Annotated in this window: 16 protein-coding genes; 4 read left to right on the top strand and 12 right to left on the bottom strand. The window is 44.4% G+C overall.

Annotation, left to right across the window (positions count from 1 at the left end):
* The 5 genes from BGP76_RS16460 to BGP76_RS16440 form a co-directional block, all read right to left on the bottom strand.
* Positions 1-894, bottom strand: a complete 894-nt coding sequence (locus BGP76_RS16460; RefSeq protein ID WP_073120844.1) for an ABC transporter permease — start codon at positions 892-894, stop codon at positions 1-3.
* A 79-nt stretch (positions 895-973) separates the two neighbouring features.
* Positions 974-1,873: a hypothetical protein gene (locus tag BGP76_RS16455; RefSeq protein WP_119845476.1), complete on the bottom strand. Its 900-nt coding sequence runs from the start codon at positions 1,871-1,873 to the stop codon at positions 974-976.
* Position 1,874: 1 nt separating this feature from the next.
* Positions 1,875-2,414: an RNA polymerase sigma factor gene (locus tag BGP76_RS16450; RefSeq protein ID WP_119845475.1), complete on the bottom strand. Its 540-nt coding sequence runs from the start codon at positions 2,412-2,414 to the stop codon at positions 1,875-1,877.
* Positions 2,415-2,570: 156 nt separating this feature from the next.
* Positions 2,571-3,266, bottom strand: a complete 696-nt coding sequence (locus tag BGP76_RS16445) for a mutarotase (RefSeq protein WP_119845474.1) — start codon at positions 3,264-3,266, stop codon at positions 2,571-2,573.
* Positions 3,267-3,701 (bottom strand): DUF2147 domain-containing protein, encoded by a 435-nt coding sequence (locus tag BGP76_RS16440; protein ID WP_119845473.1) that lies wholly within the window; start codon positions 3,699-3,701, stop codon positions 3,267-3,269.
* Between the two features lie 353 nt (positions 3,702-4,054).
* Here BGP76_RS16440 and gap point away from each other — a divergent pair, with 353 nt between their 5' ends.
* Entirely contained in the window at positions 4,055-5,041 is a 987-nt protein-coding gene (gene gap / locus BGP76_RS16435; RefSeq protein ID WP_073120852.1) for a type I glyceraldehyde-3-phosphate dehydrogenase, read from the top strand.
* A gap of 67 nt (positions 5,042-5,108) precedes the next feature.
* Here gap and BGP76_RS16430 read toward each other — a convergent pair whose 3' ends face one another.
* From BGP76_RS16430 to BGP76_RS16420, 3 genes are read right to left on the bottom strand one after another with little or no spacing between them, the layout of a single operon-like run.
* Entirely contained in the window at positions 5,109-6,263 is a 1,155-nt protein-coding gene (locus BGP76_RS16430; RefSeq protein ID WP_119845472.1) for a BamA/TamA family outer membrane protein, read from the bottom strand.
* Positions 6,264-6,292: 29 nt separating this feature from the next.
* On the bottom strand, positions 6,293-7,474 hold the full coding sequence (locus BGP76_RS16425) for a BamA/TamA family outer membrane protein (protein ID WP_119845471.1): 1,182 nt from the start codon (positions 7,472-7,474) through the stop codon (positions 6,293-6,295).
* Between the two features lie 35 nt (positions 7,475-7,509).
* Positions 7,510-8,262 carry a YebC/PmpR family DNA-binding transcriptional regulator gene (locus BGP76_RS16420; RefSeq protein ID WP_073120857.1) on the bottom strand — a complete coding sequence of 251 codons (753 nt, stop codon included), beginning with the start codon at positions 8,260-8,262 and terminating at the stop codon, positions 7,510-7,512.
* 114 nt (positions 8,263-8,376) lie between these two features.
* Between BGP76_RS16420 and BGP76_RS16415 the strand changes: the two genes are divergently transcribed.
* The 3 genes from BGP76_RS16415 to BGP76_RS16405 all read left to right on the top strand — a co-directional run bounded on the left by BGP76_RS16415 (position 8,377) and on the right by BGP76_RS16405 (position 12,950).
* The gene (locus BGP76_RS16415; protein ID WP_119845470.1) at positions 8,377-9,474 is read left to right on the top strand and encodes an AraC family transcriptional regulator; all 1,098 of its coding nucleotides are present in this window, start codon (positions 8,377-8,379) and stop codon (positions 9,472-9,474) included.
* A gap of 127 nt (positions 9,475-9,601) precedes the next feature.
* The gene (locus tag BGP76_RS16410) at positions 9,602-11,320 is read left to right on the top strand and encodes a cellulase family glycosylhydrolase (RefSeq protein WP_221409895.1); all 1,719 of its coding nucleotides are present in this window, start codon (positions 9,602-9,604) and stop codon (positions 11,318-11,320) included.
* A 97-nt stretch (positions 11,321-11,417) separates the two neighbouring features.
* Positions 11,418-12,950, top strand: a complete 1,533-nt coding sequence (locus BGP76_RS16405; RefSeq protein ID WP_119845469.1) for an alpha-N-arabinofuranosidase — start codon at positions 11,418-11,420, stop codon at positions 12,948-12,950.
* 362 nt (positions 12,951-13,312) lie between these two features.
* On the opposite strand, the gene BGP76_RS16400 is transcribed toward BGP76_RS16405, so the two are convergent.
* The 4 genes from BGP76_RS16400 to BGP76_RS16385 all read right to left on the bottom strand — a co-directional run bounded on the left by BGP76_RS16400 (position 13,313) and on the right by BGP76_RS16385 (position 17,390).
* Positions 13,313-14,581, bottom strand: coding sequence for a toxin-antitoxin system YwqK family antitoxin (locus BGP76_RS16400; RefSeq protein WP_119845468.1), 1,269 nt, complete (start codon positions 14,579-14,581; stop codon positions 13,313-13,315).
* 65 nt (positions 14,582-14,646) lie between these two features.
* The gene (locus BGP76_RS16395; RefSeq protein ID WP_119845467.1) at positions 14,647-15,657 is read right to left on the bottom strand and encodes a 3-oxoacyl-ACP synthase III family protein; all 1,011 of its coding nucleotides are present in this window, start codon (positions 15,655-15,657) and stop codon (positions 14,647-14,649) included.
* A gap of 74 nt (positions 15,658-15,731) precedes the next feature.
* On the bottom strand, positions 15,732-16,424 hold the full coding sequence (locus tag BGP76_RS16390) for an SOS response-associated peptidase (RefSeq protein ID WP_119845466.1): 693 nt from the start codon (positions 16,422-16,424) through the stop codon (positions 15,732-15,734).
* A 3-nt stretch (positions 16,425-16,427) separates the two neighbouring features.
* Positions 16,428-17,390 carry a YheT family hydrolase gene (locus BGP76_RS16385; RefSeq protein ID WP_119845465.1) on the bottom strand — a complete coding sequence of 321 codons (963 nt, stop codon included), beginning with the start codon at positions 17,388-17,390 and terminating at the stop codon, positions 16,428-16,430.
* Positions 17,391-17,524: the final 134 nt, after the last annotated feature.

The raw sequence follows: 17,524 nt of genomic DNA, 5'->3' as shown, positions 1-17,524 counted from the left end.
TCAATAAAGTTCGTCAAGCGACATTTTCATGTATTTTTTAATGGCTGCAAATGTACTGATAAATCCCACAAGTAGCCCAACCAATAGCATTGCTGCTGTCAACACCAAAAGCTCATCCATTCTCACCAAATCAATCAACCCCTCTATCTCGCGTTCTGCAAGTTGCAAGACACCCCAGATGAGTGCACATGCCAACATCCCTGACAGCAACCCAAACCAAGAAGCTCTAGACAAAAATGGTTTTCGGATGAAAGATGAGGTCGCACCCACCAGTTGCATACTACGGATCAGAAAACGCTGAGAGAACAGCGCCAGTTTGATTGTATTGTTGATTAGAACCACCACCACGATCAATAATATGACAGTAAATCCTACCAGCACATAGCTGATCTTTCGAACATTTTTATTGATACTTTGTACTAGGTTCTCTATGTAGGTCACCTCGAAAACTCCCGAGATAAAACCAATTTCCTTTTTGATCTCTGCTAGGTTTTGTGACGCCTGATACTCGGGCGAAACCTTGATTTTGATCACATCCCGCAGTGGGTTATCGCCTAGGAAGTTGACAAAATCCTCTCCTGTTTCCTCCATAAAGGTCTCGGCGGCTTCTTCTTTAGTGATGTGCTGAATTTGAGCTTGTCCTCCAGATTTGAGGACATAGTCTTTACTCGATAAAATCTTAGTGATCTTCACTACTTCATTTTGACTGAGCCCTTTGTGAAGGAAAACTTGTATCTCAACATTCTCTTGAATCAGGCGTGTCAAATTATTGGTCGTAAGGATTAGAAGTCCAAACAAGCCCATAACAAATAATGCCAAGGTGACACTAAACACGACACTAGCAAACGGATAACTTCCGAGCTTCTTTTTGCGATATTTCTTGTCCTTTGCCATAGTAAAAAATCAAAAATAGTTTCAAACCATGAAATTACTTTCAATTCTTAGACTTTTCGATAAAAGGGGACGCAAATGACTATAGGTTACTGCTTTTGATCACGTCAAGCTCATTGATCAGCTTGCGGTTTTCAATCTTGGAAAGAGGGGTTATTTCAGTTGACTCTTTATTGAGTGTAAAGAAATCACCATCATAGTAGAAGAAAAGCTTCTTCGCTCCCGGCGTATTGATCTCTATAATTTCATAGGGAGACTCATTGAATTTACCATAGAGATAAAGTCTATTTTCCTCCATACGGTAGTGAAAATCATAACGTCTAGAATTGATCGTCTGTATATTGACTCTATCGATTTTTGACACAGATGGCACTTCTTCGATACGTTTAGCTGATTCCAATGCCACCACTGGCCCTGCCTCGAATTCATCTTGTTGATATCCAGCATCCACCTCCGGCACTTCGAATCGAATCTCCTGTGTAGCCACTGGGACATCCCCCTTAGACAATTCCTCTTTGGCTATTTCACGTTCTTCTGCTACAGGTAGTATGTTTTCCGAATGCGTGTAGCGGTAGTTGAGACTCGGTGCAGTATGGACAGTGAGTCCCGTCTCCAATGCATATTGATTTTTTGATTCCAGACCTTGGAGGTGATATTCTATAGCTGCATCCGTATCAAGATAAAGGTATGCGCCTACAGAAACTGCCAAGCCTGTCACAGCATATACTACGGGCTTGAACGCCGCACTCTGCATCAGCGTCCCTATCAATGTAGTCTCTACCGAAATATTATTCAAACGAGTCTTGAGCTCTGCCACACGGTGTGCGCGAAGGCTCTCGACTATTTCCTGTTGTCTAACGAACTCTTCTTTGAGCATAGGGTCTGACTCTACACGTCCCTCAAAGACGAGTCGGTCTGCACCTTGCATTTCCCCATTGAAATAGGCCTCTATTTGTTCGTTATAGTTGCTTCTAATCGACATACTAATCTAAAAAATCACTTGACGTATAATTTCTTTTAATCATCAAATCAAGCTTTTTCTTGCACTTATATTTTTTCGTTTTGGCCGTATCGGTATTCGCAAAATTGAGCTTCTCAGCGATATCTTGCATCGATAGTCCGTCAAAGTAGTGGTATGTTAATATTTTCCTACAGGCATCTCCAAGTTGATTGATACAATCATTGACAATCTTGATTTTCTCCTGCCGCTCTATATCTTGGTAGGTAGCTTCCTCGACCATCTCTCCAGAATGCCTACTTTTTCTATCCAATTCTTTTCTCCAAAGGTTCAGACAAATACTATAAATGAACGTGCTGATTTTGGAAGTCAAAACAAGATTGCCAGAAATCGCTTTCTGCCAAAACACCAATAAAGCATCTTGAAACACGTCTTTGGCTTCATCTTCCGTACCACTATTATTTAAGACAATGCGCGTCATCATCTTATAGTACTTCTTGTAGAGATAGTCCAAGGCAGCCTCGTCCCCTCTACTCACCCGTTCTAATATTTCGTGATCCTTCATCGGATAAAAAGCTTCTGCTTTTGATTAGATACTACAAACTTAATTAATGTAACCCCTCTAGGTTGAGATATGGTGGAAATTCTAATTTAATTGAAATTCTCTAGCAATACAATTACCTAACGTGCAACTGGCTACATTTCGCATACACTCCACGCACTATAGTTCAAAAGCATGCACCACCTTCGTTCGACCTGGTGCATGATACCAGTCGTTGATCACGAGCTCTAGCACTGTCACAGGGGATGCCCCAAAAACTCTTTCTTTATGCTCCAAAACAAATGCTTCATACTGTTTCGGGTCAGCCAAAGCCTGCTGATACCTCATAATGGTCGTGTGGGCAGTTTTCAGTGTGTACCGAGCATCCATGCTGTGCTTAATAACACTAGCACGAAAAGCCTCTCTCAGCTGTGAGCGTAACTGCTCTAAAACACTATCGTTTGGGAATCCCTGTATCAATAAACCAACAGGTGACAATGTGAGCCCTTGAAAAAGGATACTTGTATTTTTAACTCCTTTCAAAGCTTGTTGGATCAAAGTGATATATGGAGAAAGATCTTCCAAATCACCCAACCTAACCTCTGTAGAACAGGAAATAACAGACAAGCCTGTCACATGGATGGTACTGCTCGGATAGTGATATTGTTCAGGAGCTACTTCGATTAGTTCGTCCTGAAAAGCTGCTAGACGACTCAAGACCTCCGCATCAGGTCTAATCCTCAGTGTCAAGCCAAATCGCATATCATCCTCCAATGAGGTCAAATGCGAATCTATAAAATAATCACTGTGCTGTAGCCCTTGCCAGCCCTGACGCCACATCTCCTCATAGTACTGCCCTAACGAAATATCTATCATCTATTTATAGGGGAGCCAAGTTTGTGTCCTAAACAGAAAAGAAATATATCCACGAACCTGAAGTTTTCCGTCTTCCACCCAGAGTTTGCAGTCATACACTTTTCCATTTTCGGGATCGAGGATCGTTCCATCCTCATATTCATCTCCATCTTTTTCCAACCCTTCGATAATCTCCATTCCTATAACAGGTTGCTGGTAGCGTTTATCTTTTGGATCACAAGACTTGCACATTGGGTTTTGCTCCTCGCCGGGTGAGCGAAACAACTTGGTGACCTTACCATAATATTTCCCTCCTCGTTCGTAGATTTCTACTACAGATTTAGGTTTTCCTGTGTCATCATCTATCGTCTTCCATGAACCAACGATCGTACTTTGCGCTAATACCGGCCAACTAACACTGGCGACAAACATCAACATTAACAGTAATTTTCTCATAGGATCTATTCTTCTAATTCCTTAACATCATCTACTTTTCTCCTCTAATTTAGTCACGGAAGCAAAACGAAACCTAACACCAAAGATTCTTTTCGTTTGCTCTCTACGAGTGACAAAACAAAAACCCAACAAAGGGTCAATAATCATCATAAGTTCAACTCACATGATTATCAGCCTCATTTTTTTGAACCAATTCAATAAATCAGCCCTTTTGTTTTGAACTATTTAATAGATCATACTGTTTATTGATTAGAATCACAAAACTATAACATAGGCTTTAGACAGAAATGTTTGATTTAGCGGTTCACTATATTAGATTTGTCAAAAATTTTCAAACACTAAATAATTAATCAATGATTAAAGTTGCCATCAACGGATTTGGGCGAATCGGAAGACTCGCATTCAGAGCATTATTGAAAAAAGAAAATGTAGAGGTAGTTGCTATCAACGACCTTACAGATACTAAGACGCTTGCTCACTTGTTGAAGTATGATTCTACTCAAGGTAAATTCGACGGGACTGTTGAAGCTGCTGCAGATGGGATCATTGTCAACGGAAAGAAAATCGGCATCACTGCTGAGAGAGTTCCTGCTGACCTACCATGGAAAGCCCTAGGAATCGACGTAGTATTGGAGTCAACTGGTAGATTCGTGGACGAAGCGGGTGCAAGCCAACACTTGACTGCCGGTGCTAAGAAAGTAGTTATCTCTGCTCCAGCAAAAGGTAACATCCCAACTGTAGTTTTGGGTGTGAATGACGACATCTTGACTGGTGAAGAAACCATCATGTCAAATGCATCATGTACGACTAACTGTCTTGCTCCTATTGCTAAAGTATTGCATGACAACTTCGGTCTAGAGCAAGGGTTTATCACAACAATCCACGCTTATACTGCAGATCAAAACTTGCAAGATGGTCCTCACAATGATTTGAGAAGATCAAGAGCTGCTGCGATCAACATGGTACCTACTTCTACTGGAGCTGCTAAAGCTGTAGGGTTGGTTCTACCAGAATTGAACGGTAAATTGGACGGTAACTCAATGAGAGTACCTACCCCTACAGGATCTATCACTGACCTAGTCGCTACGCTATCTAGAGAAGTCACTGTAGAAGAAGTCAACGCTGCGATGAAAGCTGCTGCTGAAGGCCCAATGAAAGGCATCTTGAAGTACACTGAAGACCCTATCGTGTCTTCTGATATCGTAGGTGACCCACACTCTTCTATCTTCGATGCAGGCATCACTTCTGCTAACGGTAAAATGGTGAAAGTTGCGTCTTGGTACGATAACGAAGCTGGATACTCTAACAGAGCTGCTGATTTGATCGCTAAGATTGGATAAGTTTTCTCTTCTAGGAGATCAAACAATATGTAGAAACCCTGGCAGACTGTCAGGGTTTTTTTGTATCCTAAAACGCTTCCGTAAATGCAACGACAAATGCACTAGCCCCTTCCTGACCAAGACCATAATCTAACCTCAGGTTTGCATTATTCTTACTATCTACCCGAACCCTTAGCCCTAGTCCTCCGCCATACCAAAGCCCCTGCACCGTCATCGATGAGTAGTCCGGAGCAACGCGCCCAGTACTCGCAAAGGCCACGACTCCTATTATATTCCATACAGGCATTCTATACTCAACCTGGGTATCTAAGATGGTTTTGTCACGCAACTCGCCACTAAAGTAGCCACGCATCCGGTCAGACCCACCCAGTTGATTGAGAGAGTAAAAAGGTACCTCACCTACCGTCCCAGCTGTGTGAAATTGAAAAGCAATAACGTGATTGTACCACGGTTTGATGAATTTCCGAAAGTCTATCCCAAACGAACTATAATCAAACTCGCTACCGATCGCTGCACCCGCCCAAGAATAACTCATCTCTAAATACATTCCACCCGAAGAGGTATATCTATTGTCTCGAGTATCATAGACAAAACTCGGTCCTATTTTAGATACGGCACCTCCCTGATATCCTTCTATTTGATTGCTATACATGTAACCCACAGAGTCGAAATCGATCAAATCATAGGTTTTAAAATCTTGATTGAACCCTACGTACAGTGTTTTCGAATCATTCACTGCGAACATCATGGTATTCGCAAAATTGAGACTAGCTGTCTTGATCTGTTCCTCGTTCTCTGGAGTCACCTCATTACCTACCCCGTAGAGCTGCTGAGGAAAGTTGATATAACTAGCCTTGCTTCGGATTATGACTTTATTTTGATTCAAATAACCCGAACTACGCAGCACGAACTTCACCAGTCCTATGGACGACACAGATGCCAATGCCGTAAAACTAGAAGCTGTACTCACAGTATCATCCTTGACAAGATTCAACAAGTTATATTTGACCAAACCAAAAACTTGCCCCGTCTCCTGTGCATAAGAATAGACTGGAAATGGCACATACTGAAACAGCACTTCTGCCTTTTTGTTGAAAAAATCAAATTTGGAGTGAGGCACCTTCATGATTGAATCCTCAACATCCTTGGCTCGCTGGCCTAGCACATTTAAACTCGATAGCCAAACTAATAGCCCTGACACCAATAGTACCTTATATTTCAACACTTCTATGTTTCAGCGCCAACCGCCCCTTAAAAGGACTCTGTAAACCCGATCACAAATGCCTTAGCTCCCTCTTGTCCCCACCCAAAGTCCATTCGTAGGTTTGCACGGTTTTTACTATCCACCATGACACGCAAGCCAAGCCCCCCGCTCATCCATGCATCTTTGAGTTGCATGGCACTATAGTCTGGTGCCACACGACCTGCACTAGCGAAAGCCACCATGCCAAATATCTTCCAGATTGGCATTCTATATTCTACCTGTACATCGGCAATGGCTTTATCTCTAATCGCTCCTTCATAGTAGCCTCGCATTCTCTCCGAGCCTCCTAGCAGCGCCAGAGAGTAAAAAGGAACTGCCCCTGTATTGAGTTCGGTGTAGGCCTGAAAACCAATCACATGATTCATCCATGGGTTGATAAATTTTCTCACATCTAAGGTAAAAGTGCCATAGTCAAAATCGCTCCCTAGGTACTTCCCAAAATATTTATAACTCGTAAAAATATAAGCTCCTGTACGGCTATTGTACCGATGGTCTCTCGTGTCATATATGAACGCTGGCCCTACTCCAGAGATCGCTCCCCCCTCAAAACCAGGTACTTGGTTAACATTTAAATAACTACTACTGTCTTTCTCTACTTCGTAATAGTTTCTGAACTCCTGCGACACCCCAGTATATACCGTCTTAGAATCGTTGACCGCAAAGAGTGCTGAATTGACAAAGTTTAAACTCTTCGTAGAGATTTCCTCCAACCCCTCACGCGTCACATCATTTCCTATCCCCAAAAAAAACTGTGGAAAATTGATATAGCTCGCCTCTCCTTGTAATACAATTCTATCTTCTTTGAGATAAACTCTGCTACCCATTACAAACTTGATCTGGCCCAATGCCGAAGCAGATGCCAGTGCACTAAAACTCGACGCGGCACTCACAGTATCCCCTTTGACAATATTGATTAGATTGTATTTGACCAATCCATACACCTGACCGGTCTCCTGCGAGTAAGAATATATAGGGAATGGAAGGATCTGAAAAAGCACTTCCGCTCTTTTATTAAAAGCATCGAATTTTGACATCTCAGGACTGTCGCTCGATAGTGTGTCAGCAGCCTGTTGCGTGCTTTTATCTTGACAGATTGCTTGCCATGAAAGCAGGGTAATCAATAGGAAGGCAGGTAGGTTTTTACAATTCATCGTTGGTACTAAATACATGGTTTCATCAAAAATTCAATATAGCTTATTTTAGGTCAGTTTTCTAGTAATTCTTCCTGCCCTTCTCCCATTTCTAGGTTGTGCCACACCTTTTGCACATCGTCATGATCTTCGAGCATATCGATAAGCTTCATCACCTCCTGAAACGCCTCATCGTCGACCTTAACAGTGGTCTTTGGCAAACGCTGAAGCTCGGCATTCTCCAGTTCCAAACCCAAGGAATCCAACTTCTTGTTGAGCGAGCCAAAATCCTCCATTGCCGAATGTACGATGACAAATCCATCCTCTATCTCGACCTCCTCTGCTCCTGCTTCTATTAGCTCCAGTTCGAACTCGTCCAAATCCATTTCCGATGGAACAGGAAGGCTAAAAACACCTTTTCGATCAAAAATAAATTCCAACGAACCATTCGTTCCCAAACTCCCGTTGTTCTTAGTAAATGCAGCTCTGACCTCCTGCACCGTACGGTTCTGATTATCCGTCAGTGTTTCGACAAATACTGCCACCCCATGGGCAGCGTACCCTTCAAAATCCTGTTCAAAATAAGACGCAGCATCTCCGCCAAGACCTTTCTTGATCGCCCGCTCAATGTTATCTTTTGGCATATTGGAGCCTTTAGCATTGAGAATCGCTAAGCGCAAACGTGGATTAGCCTCCGCATCGCCACTATTCCCTTCCTTGACTGCTATGGTTATCTCCTTGCTAAGTCGACCAAAAATCTTCCCTCGTTTGGCATCCAATGCTCCCTTCTTTCTTTTGATCGTTGACCACTTGCTATGTCCTGACATATTTCAGATGTGAAATTTTAGATTCAAAAATCAAATTTCTAAAGAAGAGGACAAAAGAAAAAACAAATCTTGAAAATGACGTATCATTGAGTCTCAATCCCTAGAGGTTTGCCCATGAGTGTACCATCAAAAAGCATGTTTGTCCAAACTATCCGTAGCACGGGGTTCTTGCTTCCCATTCTCCTGCTCCTATGCTCTTTCCTCGTATTGACCTTGTACTATGAGACCCAGCCAAACTTAAGCGTTTTCCCTAATCGGGAATTTGAATACCACACCTATACGGATCATGCCAATGAGGGAAACTCTACAATCCTCGGTTTCCAAGTGAATGACTCCCTGATCCAGGTAGATTTCAAACTCAATGACCAGTTTCAAAGCCCCTACATCGGCATCACATTGGCTCCCAAATCTCAGCAGCCAATCGATGTTTCGTACTACAACGAGCTGCTGTTTCGTGTGCAAGGGGAAGGGATAGATAAATTAGGACTTTCCATCTTCACTCCGCTGATGTCAGAACCGGAAGCTCCTTTCCACACCTTTCTCAGTATATCCGAAAAGACAACAAGCTACCACCTACCGATAGATGATTTTTTGTTGCCTGACTGGTGGAAAGAACTCCACAGCATCCCTATGAAAGAAAACTCAAGACCAGCCTTGGACCAAACTCTCCACCTCAATATTGGGACAGCCTACACCCCTCACATAGTCCAGCCAATGACACTAAAGATCCACAGTATCCAGTTGACGCGTGACAATGCCCCTATATATACCAAACTAGCCTTGATTTATCCTATTTCTTGCCTGCTGCTCTTTCTAGTCATCTTTTTGACCAAAACCTACCATGCGAAAAACACCTCCATCACTGTCCAATATCAAGCACTCCAGCTGGACAAAAAACAACCCATTGAAAGCTTCATTGATTACATCAATACGCACTTTCAAGACAGCCAGCTGAGCATTGAGTCAGTCGCCAAGGAGACCGGGATCTCGCCACGCAAAATCACCCAAACCATCAAAGAGCAATTCAACTGCAATTTCAAAAGCTATATCAACCGCATTCGAATCAAGGAATCACAAAGGTTGCTCTCCAGCACAAGGCTCAACATTGGAGAAGTCGCCTACAAAGTCGGGTTCAACAACCAGAGTCACTTTAACCGAGTCTTCAAAAATGAAGTAGGACAAAGTCCTAGTGAATACCGAGACTGTACATAAGTTACCCCGAAGCGAGTCAGACCATCCCCCTCCCGCATTTTTTGCAAAGCCTTTTACCGCTTTTGCAAAAGCACTTCTTCCTTATCCCTCTATCATTGTTCGACTTGAACAAGCAGATATAAGAAAGATGAAAGACTATTTACTATCCCTACTAGTCATGCTGACGATGACGGCATGCAACCAAGAAGAATCACACACCCTATCCGTCACCCCTACCGAAGTAGAATTCCCGCTGGAGGGGGGCAGTAGAAATATCCAGATTGAAACCAATGCCGGAGAATGGCAACTTGAGTACCATGCGGACTGGCTCACACTCTCTAGTGACGGAGGGATTGGCAATAAAGCCAAAATCACGCTGACAGTCGAGGGAAAAACTTTGGAACCGAAAACCGAAGACTTGATTGTCACGGCTGGTGATGCTGACCCTGTCCATGTCTCTATTTCCCAGTTGATCTCGGACTATCTCCATGCGCTGAGCGCAAATACTACTTCCATAGACTTGGGTGATTTCGCTAACTCACAGAATATCGAGATTAGCTCGGAAGCCGAAGCTTGGACACTCCAATCGGACGCGGACTGGCTCAACATCACCCCAAGCAGTGGCGGCATAGGAACCACTACGGTCACAGTAGTCGCAAGCAGCGAGCTATCTGAGGCCCGCAGCACGACACTCCTCCTCAGTGCCGAGGGAGCTCCGACGGGCCAAATCACCGTCTCTCAAACTCAAGGATACCCTGACTACAACACCAACCCACTCGCGCCAGACGCCAGCGGCATGGGCAGTACAGCCATGCAACTCTACGACAAGATGACCATCGGATGGAACATCGGAAACACCCTAGAGGCCATCGGTAGCGAGACCGCTTGGGGCAACCCCCAAGTCACCGAAGAGCTCATCCAACTTGTCAAACAAAATGGATTCAACGCCATCCGAATCCCCTGTGCATGGGATCAGTACATCGAAAACCCGGCCACTGCCAAAATTTCGGAGGATTGGCTCAACCGAGTGAAGGAGGTCGTACAATACTGCGTGGATAACGACATGTATACCGTCCTCAACATCCACTGGGACGGAGGATGGCTCGAAAACAACATCACGCCCGAATATCAAATAGCCAACAATGCCAAACAAAAAGCGCTATGGGAGCAAATCGCTACCCACCTCCGCGATTTTGACGAGCACTTGATCTTCGCCGGCACCAACGAACCCAACGTAGAGGATGCTGAGCAAATGGCTATCCTAGACAGCTACCACCAAACATTTGTAGACGCTGTGCGCGCCACTGGTGGAAAAAACAGTCACCGTGTGCTGATCGTACAGGGACCTTCCACAGATGTCGAAAAAACCCACAACCTCATGTCTATCCTCCCAACCGACGAGATCGCTGACAAAATGATGGTCGAGGTACACTACTACACCCCTTTCCAATATTGCCTCATGGGTGAGGATGCCAGTTGGGGCAAGATGTTCTACTACTGGGGAGCTAACTTCCACTCTACTAGAGATGTAGATCGCAATGCGACGTGGGGAGAAGAGGCAGATGTAGATCGCCTGATGGCTTTGATGAAAACACAGTTTTTCGACAAAGGAATTCCAATGATCATGGGCGAATACGCCGTGGTACAGCGACTGAGCCTGACCGGGGACAACTTGGACTTGCACCTCGCCTCTCGAGCTCACTACCTCGAATACGTGACACGACAAGCCAAGGCCAACGGCATGATCCCTTTCTACTGGGATGCCGGAAACAAAGGTGACCTGAGTTCCGCACTGTTTGACAGAGCAACCAACACAGTCTACGACCAACGAGCTTTGGATGCCATAGTAGCGGGTTCCAAACCATGAGTACTATACGTGGGCAAATCAGGGCGCTACAAAGAGACATTTGCCACGGATGAAAACGAGGTATACCTTATAGATTTAGACAAAAAATAACACGAACATGAAGCAACTAACATTACTACTTTCCTTCGTATGTGGCTGGACCCTGAGTTCAGCACAAGACATTCAGGTACAAATCGATACCAAAACAAACGGGCCAACGATCAGCAAGCACATCTACGGTCACTTTGCCGAGCACCTCGGACGCTGTATCTACGATGGCTTCTATGTCGGAGAAGACGAAACCAGGATCCCTCATACTGATGGCGTACGCAACGACATCATCGAAGCACTCAAAGAACTACAAATTCCCAACCTCCGTTGGCCTGGGGGCTGTTTTGCAGACACCTACCACTGGCAGGATGGCATAGGACCAAAAGACCAGCGCGCAACCATCGTCAACCAATGGTGGGGCGGTGTGACCGAAGACAACAGCTTTGGTACACATGAGTTTCTCAACATGTGCGAATTGCTCGAGACAGAACCCTACCTCTCTGGCAATGTAGGCAGCGGCACGGTCAAGGAATTTGCCGACTGGATGCAGTACACCAACAACGGAGGCGTGAGTCCCATGTCAGAGCTGCGCAAAGAAAACGGTAGAGAAAACCCATGGAATGTAAAGTACTGGGGAGTAGGCAATGAAGCCTGGGGCTGTGGCGGTCACATGACCCCCGAATACTACGCGAATGTCTATCGCCAATTTGCCACTTACATGACCGGGAGTGACATCCAACGTATCGCCTCTGGTGCCAGCAGTAATGATTACAACTGGACCGAAACACTCATGAAAAACATCCCTGCCCATCTCGTAGATGGTCTCGCTCTACACCACTATTCGGTGATTGATTGGAACGACAAGGGGTCCGCTTCTCAGTTCACCGAGGAGCAGTATTTCATCACTTTGCAGCGTGCCTGGGAGATGGAAGAACTCGTCACCAAACACGTAGCGATCATGGACAAGTACGATCCCGAAAAGAAAATCGACCTGATCGTCGACGAATGGGGCGGATGGTACGATGTGGAAGAAAGTACCAACCCCGGCTTCCTCTATCAGCAAAACACCATGAGAGATGCAATGATTGCAGGCATGACACTCAACATATTCAACAACCACGCGGACCGAGTCAAAATGGCCAACCTCGCTCAAAGTGTCAACGTGCTACAAGCCGTGATCCTGACGAAAGAAGAAAAAATGATACTCACACCGACCTACCATGTCATGAAAATGTACACGGTACATCATGATGCAAAACTGCTCCCGCTCAAAATCCAAAACAACGCCACTTACAAAAATGGGGCAAACGAACTACCCGCAATATCCGCTTCGGCGTCCGTCGATCAAGCTGGAATCACGCATATTTCGCTAGTCAATATCGACGCTCGCCAGTCTCAGACAGTGAGCATCCCACTATCGGGAGTAAAAAAAGCAGATGTCTCAGGTAGTGTTTTGGCTTCTGCTAAAATCCAAGACCACAACTCCTTCGACAAGCCTAGCAAAATTCAACCTTTTGATTTCAAAGAATTCAGGGTTAAAGGTGGACAGCTTGAAGTAACGTTGCCTCCTGCCTCTGTGGTAGTATTAGAAGTAAAGTAGAGTATTGTCCCTCCAAAAGCGATCGTCTCAATTTTTGTCTGTTGATACCGATTGCTTTTGGAGGATTTCTCTATCAGTTTAGCTTTCCTACTCTGTGATAACTGCTTGAATTTTTCGTTCTCATATCCGCCGATCTCGCTTGGCTAGTTCTACCATTATGTAGAAATAGCACAACCAGAAAAATGCCTTACCCTAACCAAAACAAACCTAAAAACTGATTGAGAATATAATATTCACAGACTCCTATTAGCACCGTATGAGGATCACGGGACTATACATCTGAAAAAGTGCTCTAAACCGATAACCATGGAGTAATCAAGTCAATACATACTGCTATGTATATTTTATTCTGGGTATATCCACTAAAACGTTTTCTCACGAATGACTTTGCCGCGTTTATTGAAGTACTGCCAAGTACCTGAAGCTTCATTCTCCTCGTATTGACCTTGGGATTCTAGGTCGCCATTGTCACTGTAGTATTTGGCAGGACCGTTCGCTTCTCCTCCGACGAAGGTCTCTTCGGACTGAAGTGTTCCATCAGCGTAGTAGGTGTACTTGACTCCATTGCCATTGCTAAATGTGCCTTTGGGCAGTTTTGCCCCCTTCCCTGTATAATAGTCACTCACCTCTAGCAAATAGCCGTTCTTCCAGTGTTCGTCTTGCTTCAGTTGGCCGTTTTGGTAGAAGTGTCCCCATAGCCCGTTTTTCAAGTCCAACTTGAAGCTACCGATGGATTTGAGTTTGCCTGACTCATAGTACTCCATCCACTGATCATTTTTCTGATCATGTAGATATTGCCCTTCTAGTTCCAGTGCACCCGATGGATAGAAATACTTCCAATGCCCATGCTTCAAATCATTTTTGTAATCTCCGATAGAGTAGACGCTACCCGTTTCGGTCATGGTCATCCACACATCAGTCTTTTGCCCCGATTCATATTTTCCTTTGACACTCACTCCCCCAGTCGGAAAATACTCCTTGTACTGACCGTTGAGCGAGCCGTACTGATACGTTGCCCTTATATAGGGCATGCCACTCTTATAGTTTTCTTCATAGGCACCATCGAGATAGCCATTGGTATAGTGCTGACGAATCTCTACTTGTCCATTCGAATGATAAAAAACCCATTCCCCAGCGGATAGCCCGTTTTTGTATCGCTGCTTAAAAGTTGGTCTGCGGTACTCATCAAACTCCACCCATAAACTGTCCTTTTTTCCATTGGCATAGTACCCTTGCAGCGAAGGACTACCATCAAAGTGATACTCTGTGTACTGTCCTTCTAGTTTGTCGTTTTTGTATCCTGCTTGTAACAGCGCCAGCCCAGTACCTTGTTCGTAGATGATGAAAGCACCATTCTTTTGCCCATTTCTGAGCATGATCACTTCGTCCACCTGATTATTTTTGTAGAGATACCACGTGCTGTCAGGGACGCCATCCACATAGTACCCACTGGCTACATAGGCTCCCTTTGGACTTTTGAATATCCAAAGTCCTTGCTTGAATCCTTTGATCACTTTTCCTGATTTGATCAAAGTAGAGTCATTGATCACCTTCTTATAAAAGTCCTGGGCGAATGAAGATTGTGCTACGAATAAAAGTGCCACTAATACGGCGCGCTGAATGATATGCATATAAGCCAATTGATTTATTACTCCCTATACGAGCAAATTGTATGCTAGGATTAAACAGTTCTTCATTACCACCGGATCAGTGCTGACGCCCAAGTAAACCCACTACCGAATGCTGCTAGACAAATCAAGTCCCCATCCTTCACTTTGCCAGCATGCATGGCTTCACTAAGCGCTAGTGGTATAGATGCCGCTGTAGTATTGCCATACTTTTGGATGTTGTTAAAGACTTTCTCATCGGGTAGATTCATTTGCTTTTGGATGAACTGACTGATGCGCAGATTGGCCTGATGAGGAATCAAAAGATCTATTTCATTCGCTCCAAGATTATTGGCGGTCAAAGCTTCATGAATCACTTCCTGAAAACGTACCACAGCATTCTTAAAGACGAAATTGCCATTCATGTGTGGATAGTAACGAAGATCTTCTGGGTCATTTCTTTCGATATAATTAGGAATCCAGTCAGTAGTCGCAGGCCCTATCAAAGCAAGCTCTTCTGCAAACTGCCCTTCGGAATGAAGGTGCGTAGATAAAACTCCTTTGTGTTTTTCATCTGTGGACTGCATCACGACCGCTCCAGCACCATCTCCGAATATCACCGACACCCCTCGACCTCTGGTCGTCATGTCCAGCCCACCACTGTGCACTTCGCTACCTACTACTAGTACAGTTCGGTACATGCCTGTCTTAATAAACTGATCTGCGACCGATACCCCGTAGATAAAACCCGAACACTGGTTACGAACATCCAGAGCACCTATTTCTTTTTTGAACCCCAGCTGCTGCTGCAACATCACTCCCGGGCCAGGAAAGTAATAATCAGGACTCAGTGTAGCGAATACGATAAAATCTATATCATCCACTTCGATCCCTGCCTGCGATATCGCCATCTGTGCAGCTCTGGTCCCCATCCGAGAGGTCGTGTCTTCACCTCCTGGCACCACATGTCGGCGCTCTTGGATTCCTGTTCGCTCTTGGATCCACGCATCATTGGTATCCATAAGCTTTTCCAAATCGGCATTTTTGACAACATGGTCAGGCACATAATGTCCCGTTCCTATGATCTTTGATTGCTTCATATCGATATATCTATTGGCCTAATAATCTAGTCTTATGCTTAAGTTAGTTCAGATTTGGGCAATAGCCAACTGTCCTATTCGAAGAGCGTATAGTTACCGAGTTGATCCACCTGTGCCTGAGGCTTGATCAAATCCGCAGAGTTATTGGTCAAAGAAGTGATGTGTGGTGAAACGGGATGATTGGTCAGCTTCGGAATATTCGTCAGCATGTCCATCAGTTCATCAGGAGAGCTATAGTCATCGAGCCATTTTTTCTCCATATCCTTGGACAGCACGGCAGGCATGTTATCACCGAATTCCGTCACACCAGAATAGTTAGGCACTTCGATAAACTTAAAGGTATAGTTGATCTTCCCATCCATATCTTCGTATTCCTCCCAGATGCCTGGTAAACTAATCAGCTCCTCATCGGTAGCATAAAAATAATGAGGTGTCATGCGCTTCTTGCTGTACTGCTTCCATAGATAAAAACCATTGACAGGAATGACACATCGTCTGTCCATCAGAGCAGTTTTCAAGGTCGTCGATTTGGTAAGTTTATCTCTTTCGGCAGACAGCAGTTTTGGAGAAATGCTCTTGTTGTTAGACCACTGCTTGTTTGTTCCCCAAAAGAAAAAAGAAATTCCTTTCTTGGACTTATTGGCAATGACAGGTAGCTGCTGCGCTGGTGATGCATTGTAGTTAGGGACGGTAAACTCCTCTCCCTCCAGACCATAGCGCTGGTTGATATCTTTAAAATCTGAAAATATGGCGTACCTATCGATCATGAATTAAACTTGCTTAGAAATAAAGTCAAATGCGCGCTGTTCGGACCAGTAGACACCCTGTGTACCTTTGGTACTAAAACCCACATGACCACCAAATTTAGGCATCTCAAAATAAACATTGTCTGATGTTTCGAAATTTGTTGTGTTGTAGCAACTCTCGGAGAGAAAAGGATCGTTCTGTGCATTGACCACTAAGGTCGGGATTGTGATATCTGGCACAAAATGTATCGCACTGCAACTTGCATAATAGTTGTCTGCCGTCCCAAAACCGTGCAATGGAGCCGTCAAGAAGTCGTCGAATTCATAGACACTCTTAGATAAAGCTACTTTGTCCAGATCTACCAAACCGGCGAGTAAGTTCGATTTCAATCGTACTTTTTCTTTCAGTGATTTCAAAAAACGAGCAGAATAAACCGTGTTGTGCGACTTGTCTATTTCCTGAGCACACCCTGCCAAATCCAATGGCACTGAAAACACCGCAGCTGACCGAATCTCTTCAGGCGTGTCATACTCCCCTAGATACTTCAAAGTCAAATTTCCTCCGAGACTAAAGCCAGACAGGCTAATCGCGTCAAACCCCAAACGTATTGCATACTGCACTACTGCATCGAGATCATCGCTAGCTCCACTGTGATAAAAACGCTCTTTTCGATTGGGAGAGCCACTACATCCTCTATAGTTCCATGCGATCACATCCCAGCCCTCAGCATAGAATTTATTGACCATCCCCAAAATATAAGGGCGCTGACTATCTCCCTCCAGACCATGGGACACGATGAGTAACTTTCCCGAATCTCTACGATACCAGTCTAGATCCAAGAAATCTTCGTCCTGAGTAGCCATCCTCAAACGAACAGGCTCTACTACCGTCCGAACCCTACGCAGTGTGCTCGGTACGATTGTCTCCATATGTCGGTTGACGAGCCATCTTGGCTTTTTATAATCAGAATATAGAATTAGTGGCATTTGAAAAAACTACTTAGTTGCAAGCCTCAAATTTAAATTTTTTAAAATATAGGCTTTATGATTTCGAAAACTATACGAAATACCATTGCCCACAAGACGAAATCCAATTTTAGCCCATGATATATTTGAAATAA

It is taken from the genome of Reichenbachiella sp. MSK19-1 (assembly GCF_003590315.1).
In the GTDB taxonomy this organism is placed as follows: Bacteria; Bacteroidota; Bacteroidia; order Cytophagales; family Cyclobacteriaceae; genus Reichenbachiella; species Reichenbachiella agariperforans.
Note: the sequence above shows the minus strand (reverse complement) of the source record. Positions and strands in the feature narration are given on the sequence as shown.

Excerpts from the sequence above, each read along its gene's own strand:
- BGP76_RS16460 (WP_073120844.1), bottom strand. The coding sequence starts at position 894 with ATGGCAAAGGACAAGAAATATCGCAAAAAGAAGCTCGGAAGTTATCCG.
- BGP76_RS16455 (WP_119845476.1), bottom strand. The coding sequence starts at position 1,873 with ATGTCGATTAGAAGCAACTATAACGAACAAATAGAGGCCTATTTCAAT.
- BGP76_RS16450 (WP_119845475.1), bottom strand. The coding sequence starts at position 2,414 with ATGAAGGATCACGAAATATTAGAACGGGTGAGTAGAGGGGACGAGGCT.
- BGP76_RS16445 (WP_119845474.1), bottom strand. The coding sequence starts at position 3,266 with ATGATAGATATTTCGTTAGGGCAGTACTATGAGGAGATGTGGCGTCAG.
- BGP76_RS16440 (WP_119845473.1), bottom strand. The coding sequence starts at position 3,701 with ATGAGAAAATTACTGTTAATGTTGATGTTTGTCGCCAGTGTTAGTTGG.
- gap (WP_073120852.1), top strand. The coding sequence starts at position 4,055 with ATGATTAAAGTTGCCATCAACGGATTTGGGCGAATCGGAAGACTCGCA.
- BGP76_RS16425 (WP_119845471.1), bottom strand. The coding sequence starts at position 7,474 with ATGTATTTAGTACCAACGATGAATTGTAAAAACCTACCTGCCTTCCTA.
- BGP76_RS16420 (WP_073120857.1), bottom strand. The coding sequence starts at position 8,262 with ATGTCAGGACATAGCAAGTGGTCAACGATCAAAAGAAAGAAGGGAGCA.
- BGP76_RS16415 (WP_119845470.1), top strand. The coding sequence starts at position 8,377 with ATGAGTGTACCATCAAAAAGCATGTTTGTCCAAACTATCCGTAGCACG.
- BGP76_RS16410 (WP_221409895.1), top strand. The coding sequence starts at position 9,602 with ATGAAAGACTATTTACTATCCCTACTAGTCATGCTGACGATGACGGCA.
- BGP76_RS16405 (WP_119845469.1), top strand. The coding sequence starts at position 11,418 with ATGAAGCAACTAACATTACTACTTTCCTTCGTATGTGGCTGGACCCTG.
- BGP76_RS16400 (WP_119845468.1), bottom strand. The coding sequence starts at position 14,581 with ATGCATATCATTCAGCGCGCCGTATTAGTGGCACTTTTATTCGTAGCA.
- BGP76_RS16395 (WP_119845467.1), bottom strand. The coding sequence starts at position 15,657 with ATGAAGCAATCAAAGATCATAGGAACGGGACATTATGTGCCTGACCAT.
- BGP76_RS16390 (WP_119845466.1), bottom strand. The coding sequence starts at position 16,424 with ATGATCGATAGGTACGCCATATTTTCAGATTTTAAAGATATCAACCAG.
- BGP76_RS16385 (WP_119845465.1), bottom strand. The coding sequence starts at position 17,390 with ATGCCACTAATTCTATATTCTGATTATAAAAAGCCAAGATGGCTCGTC.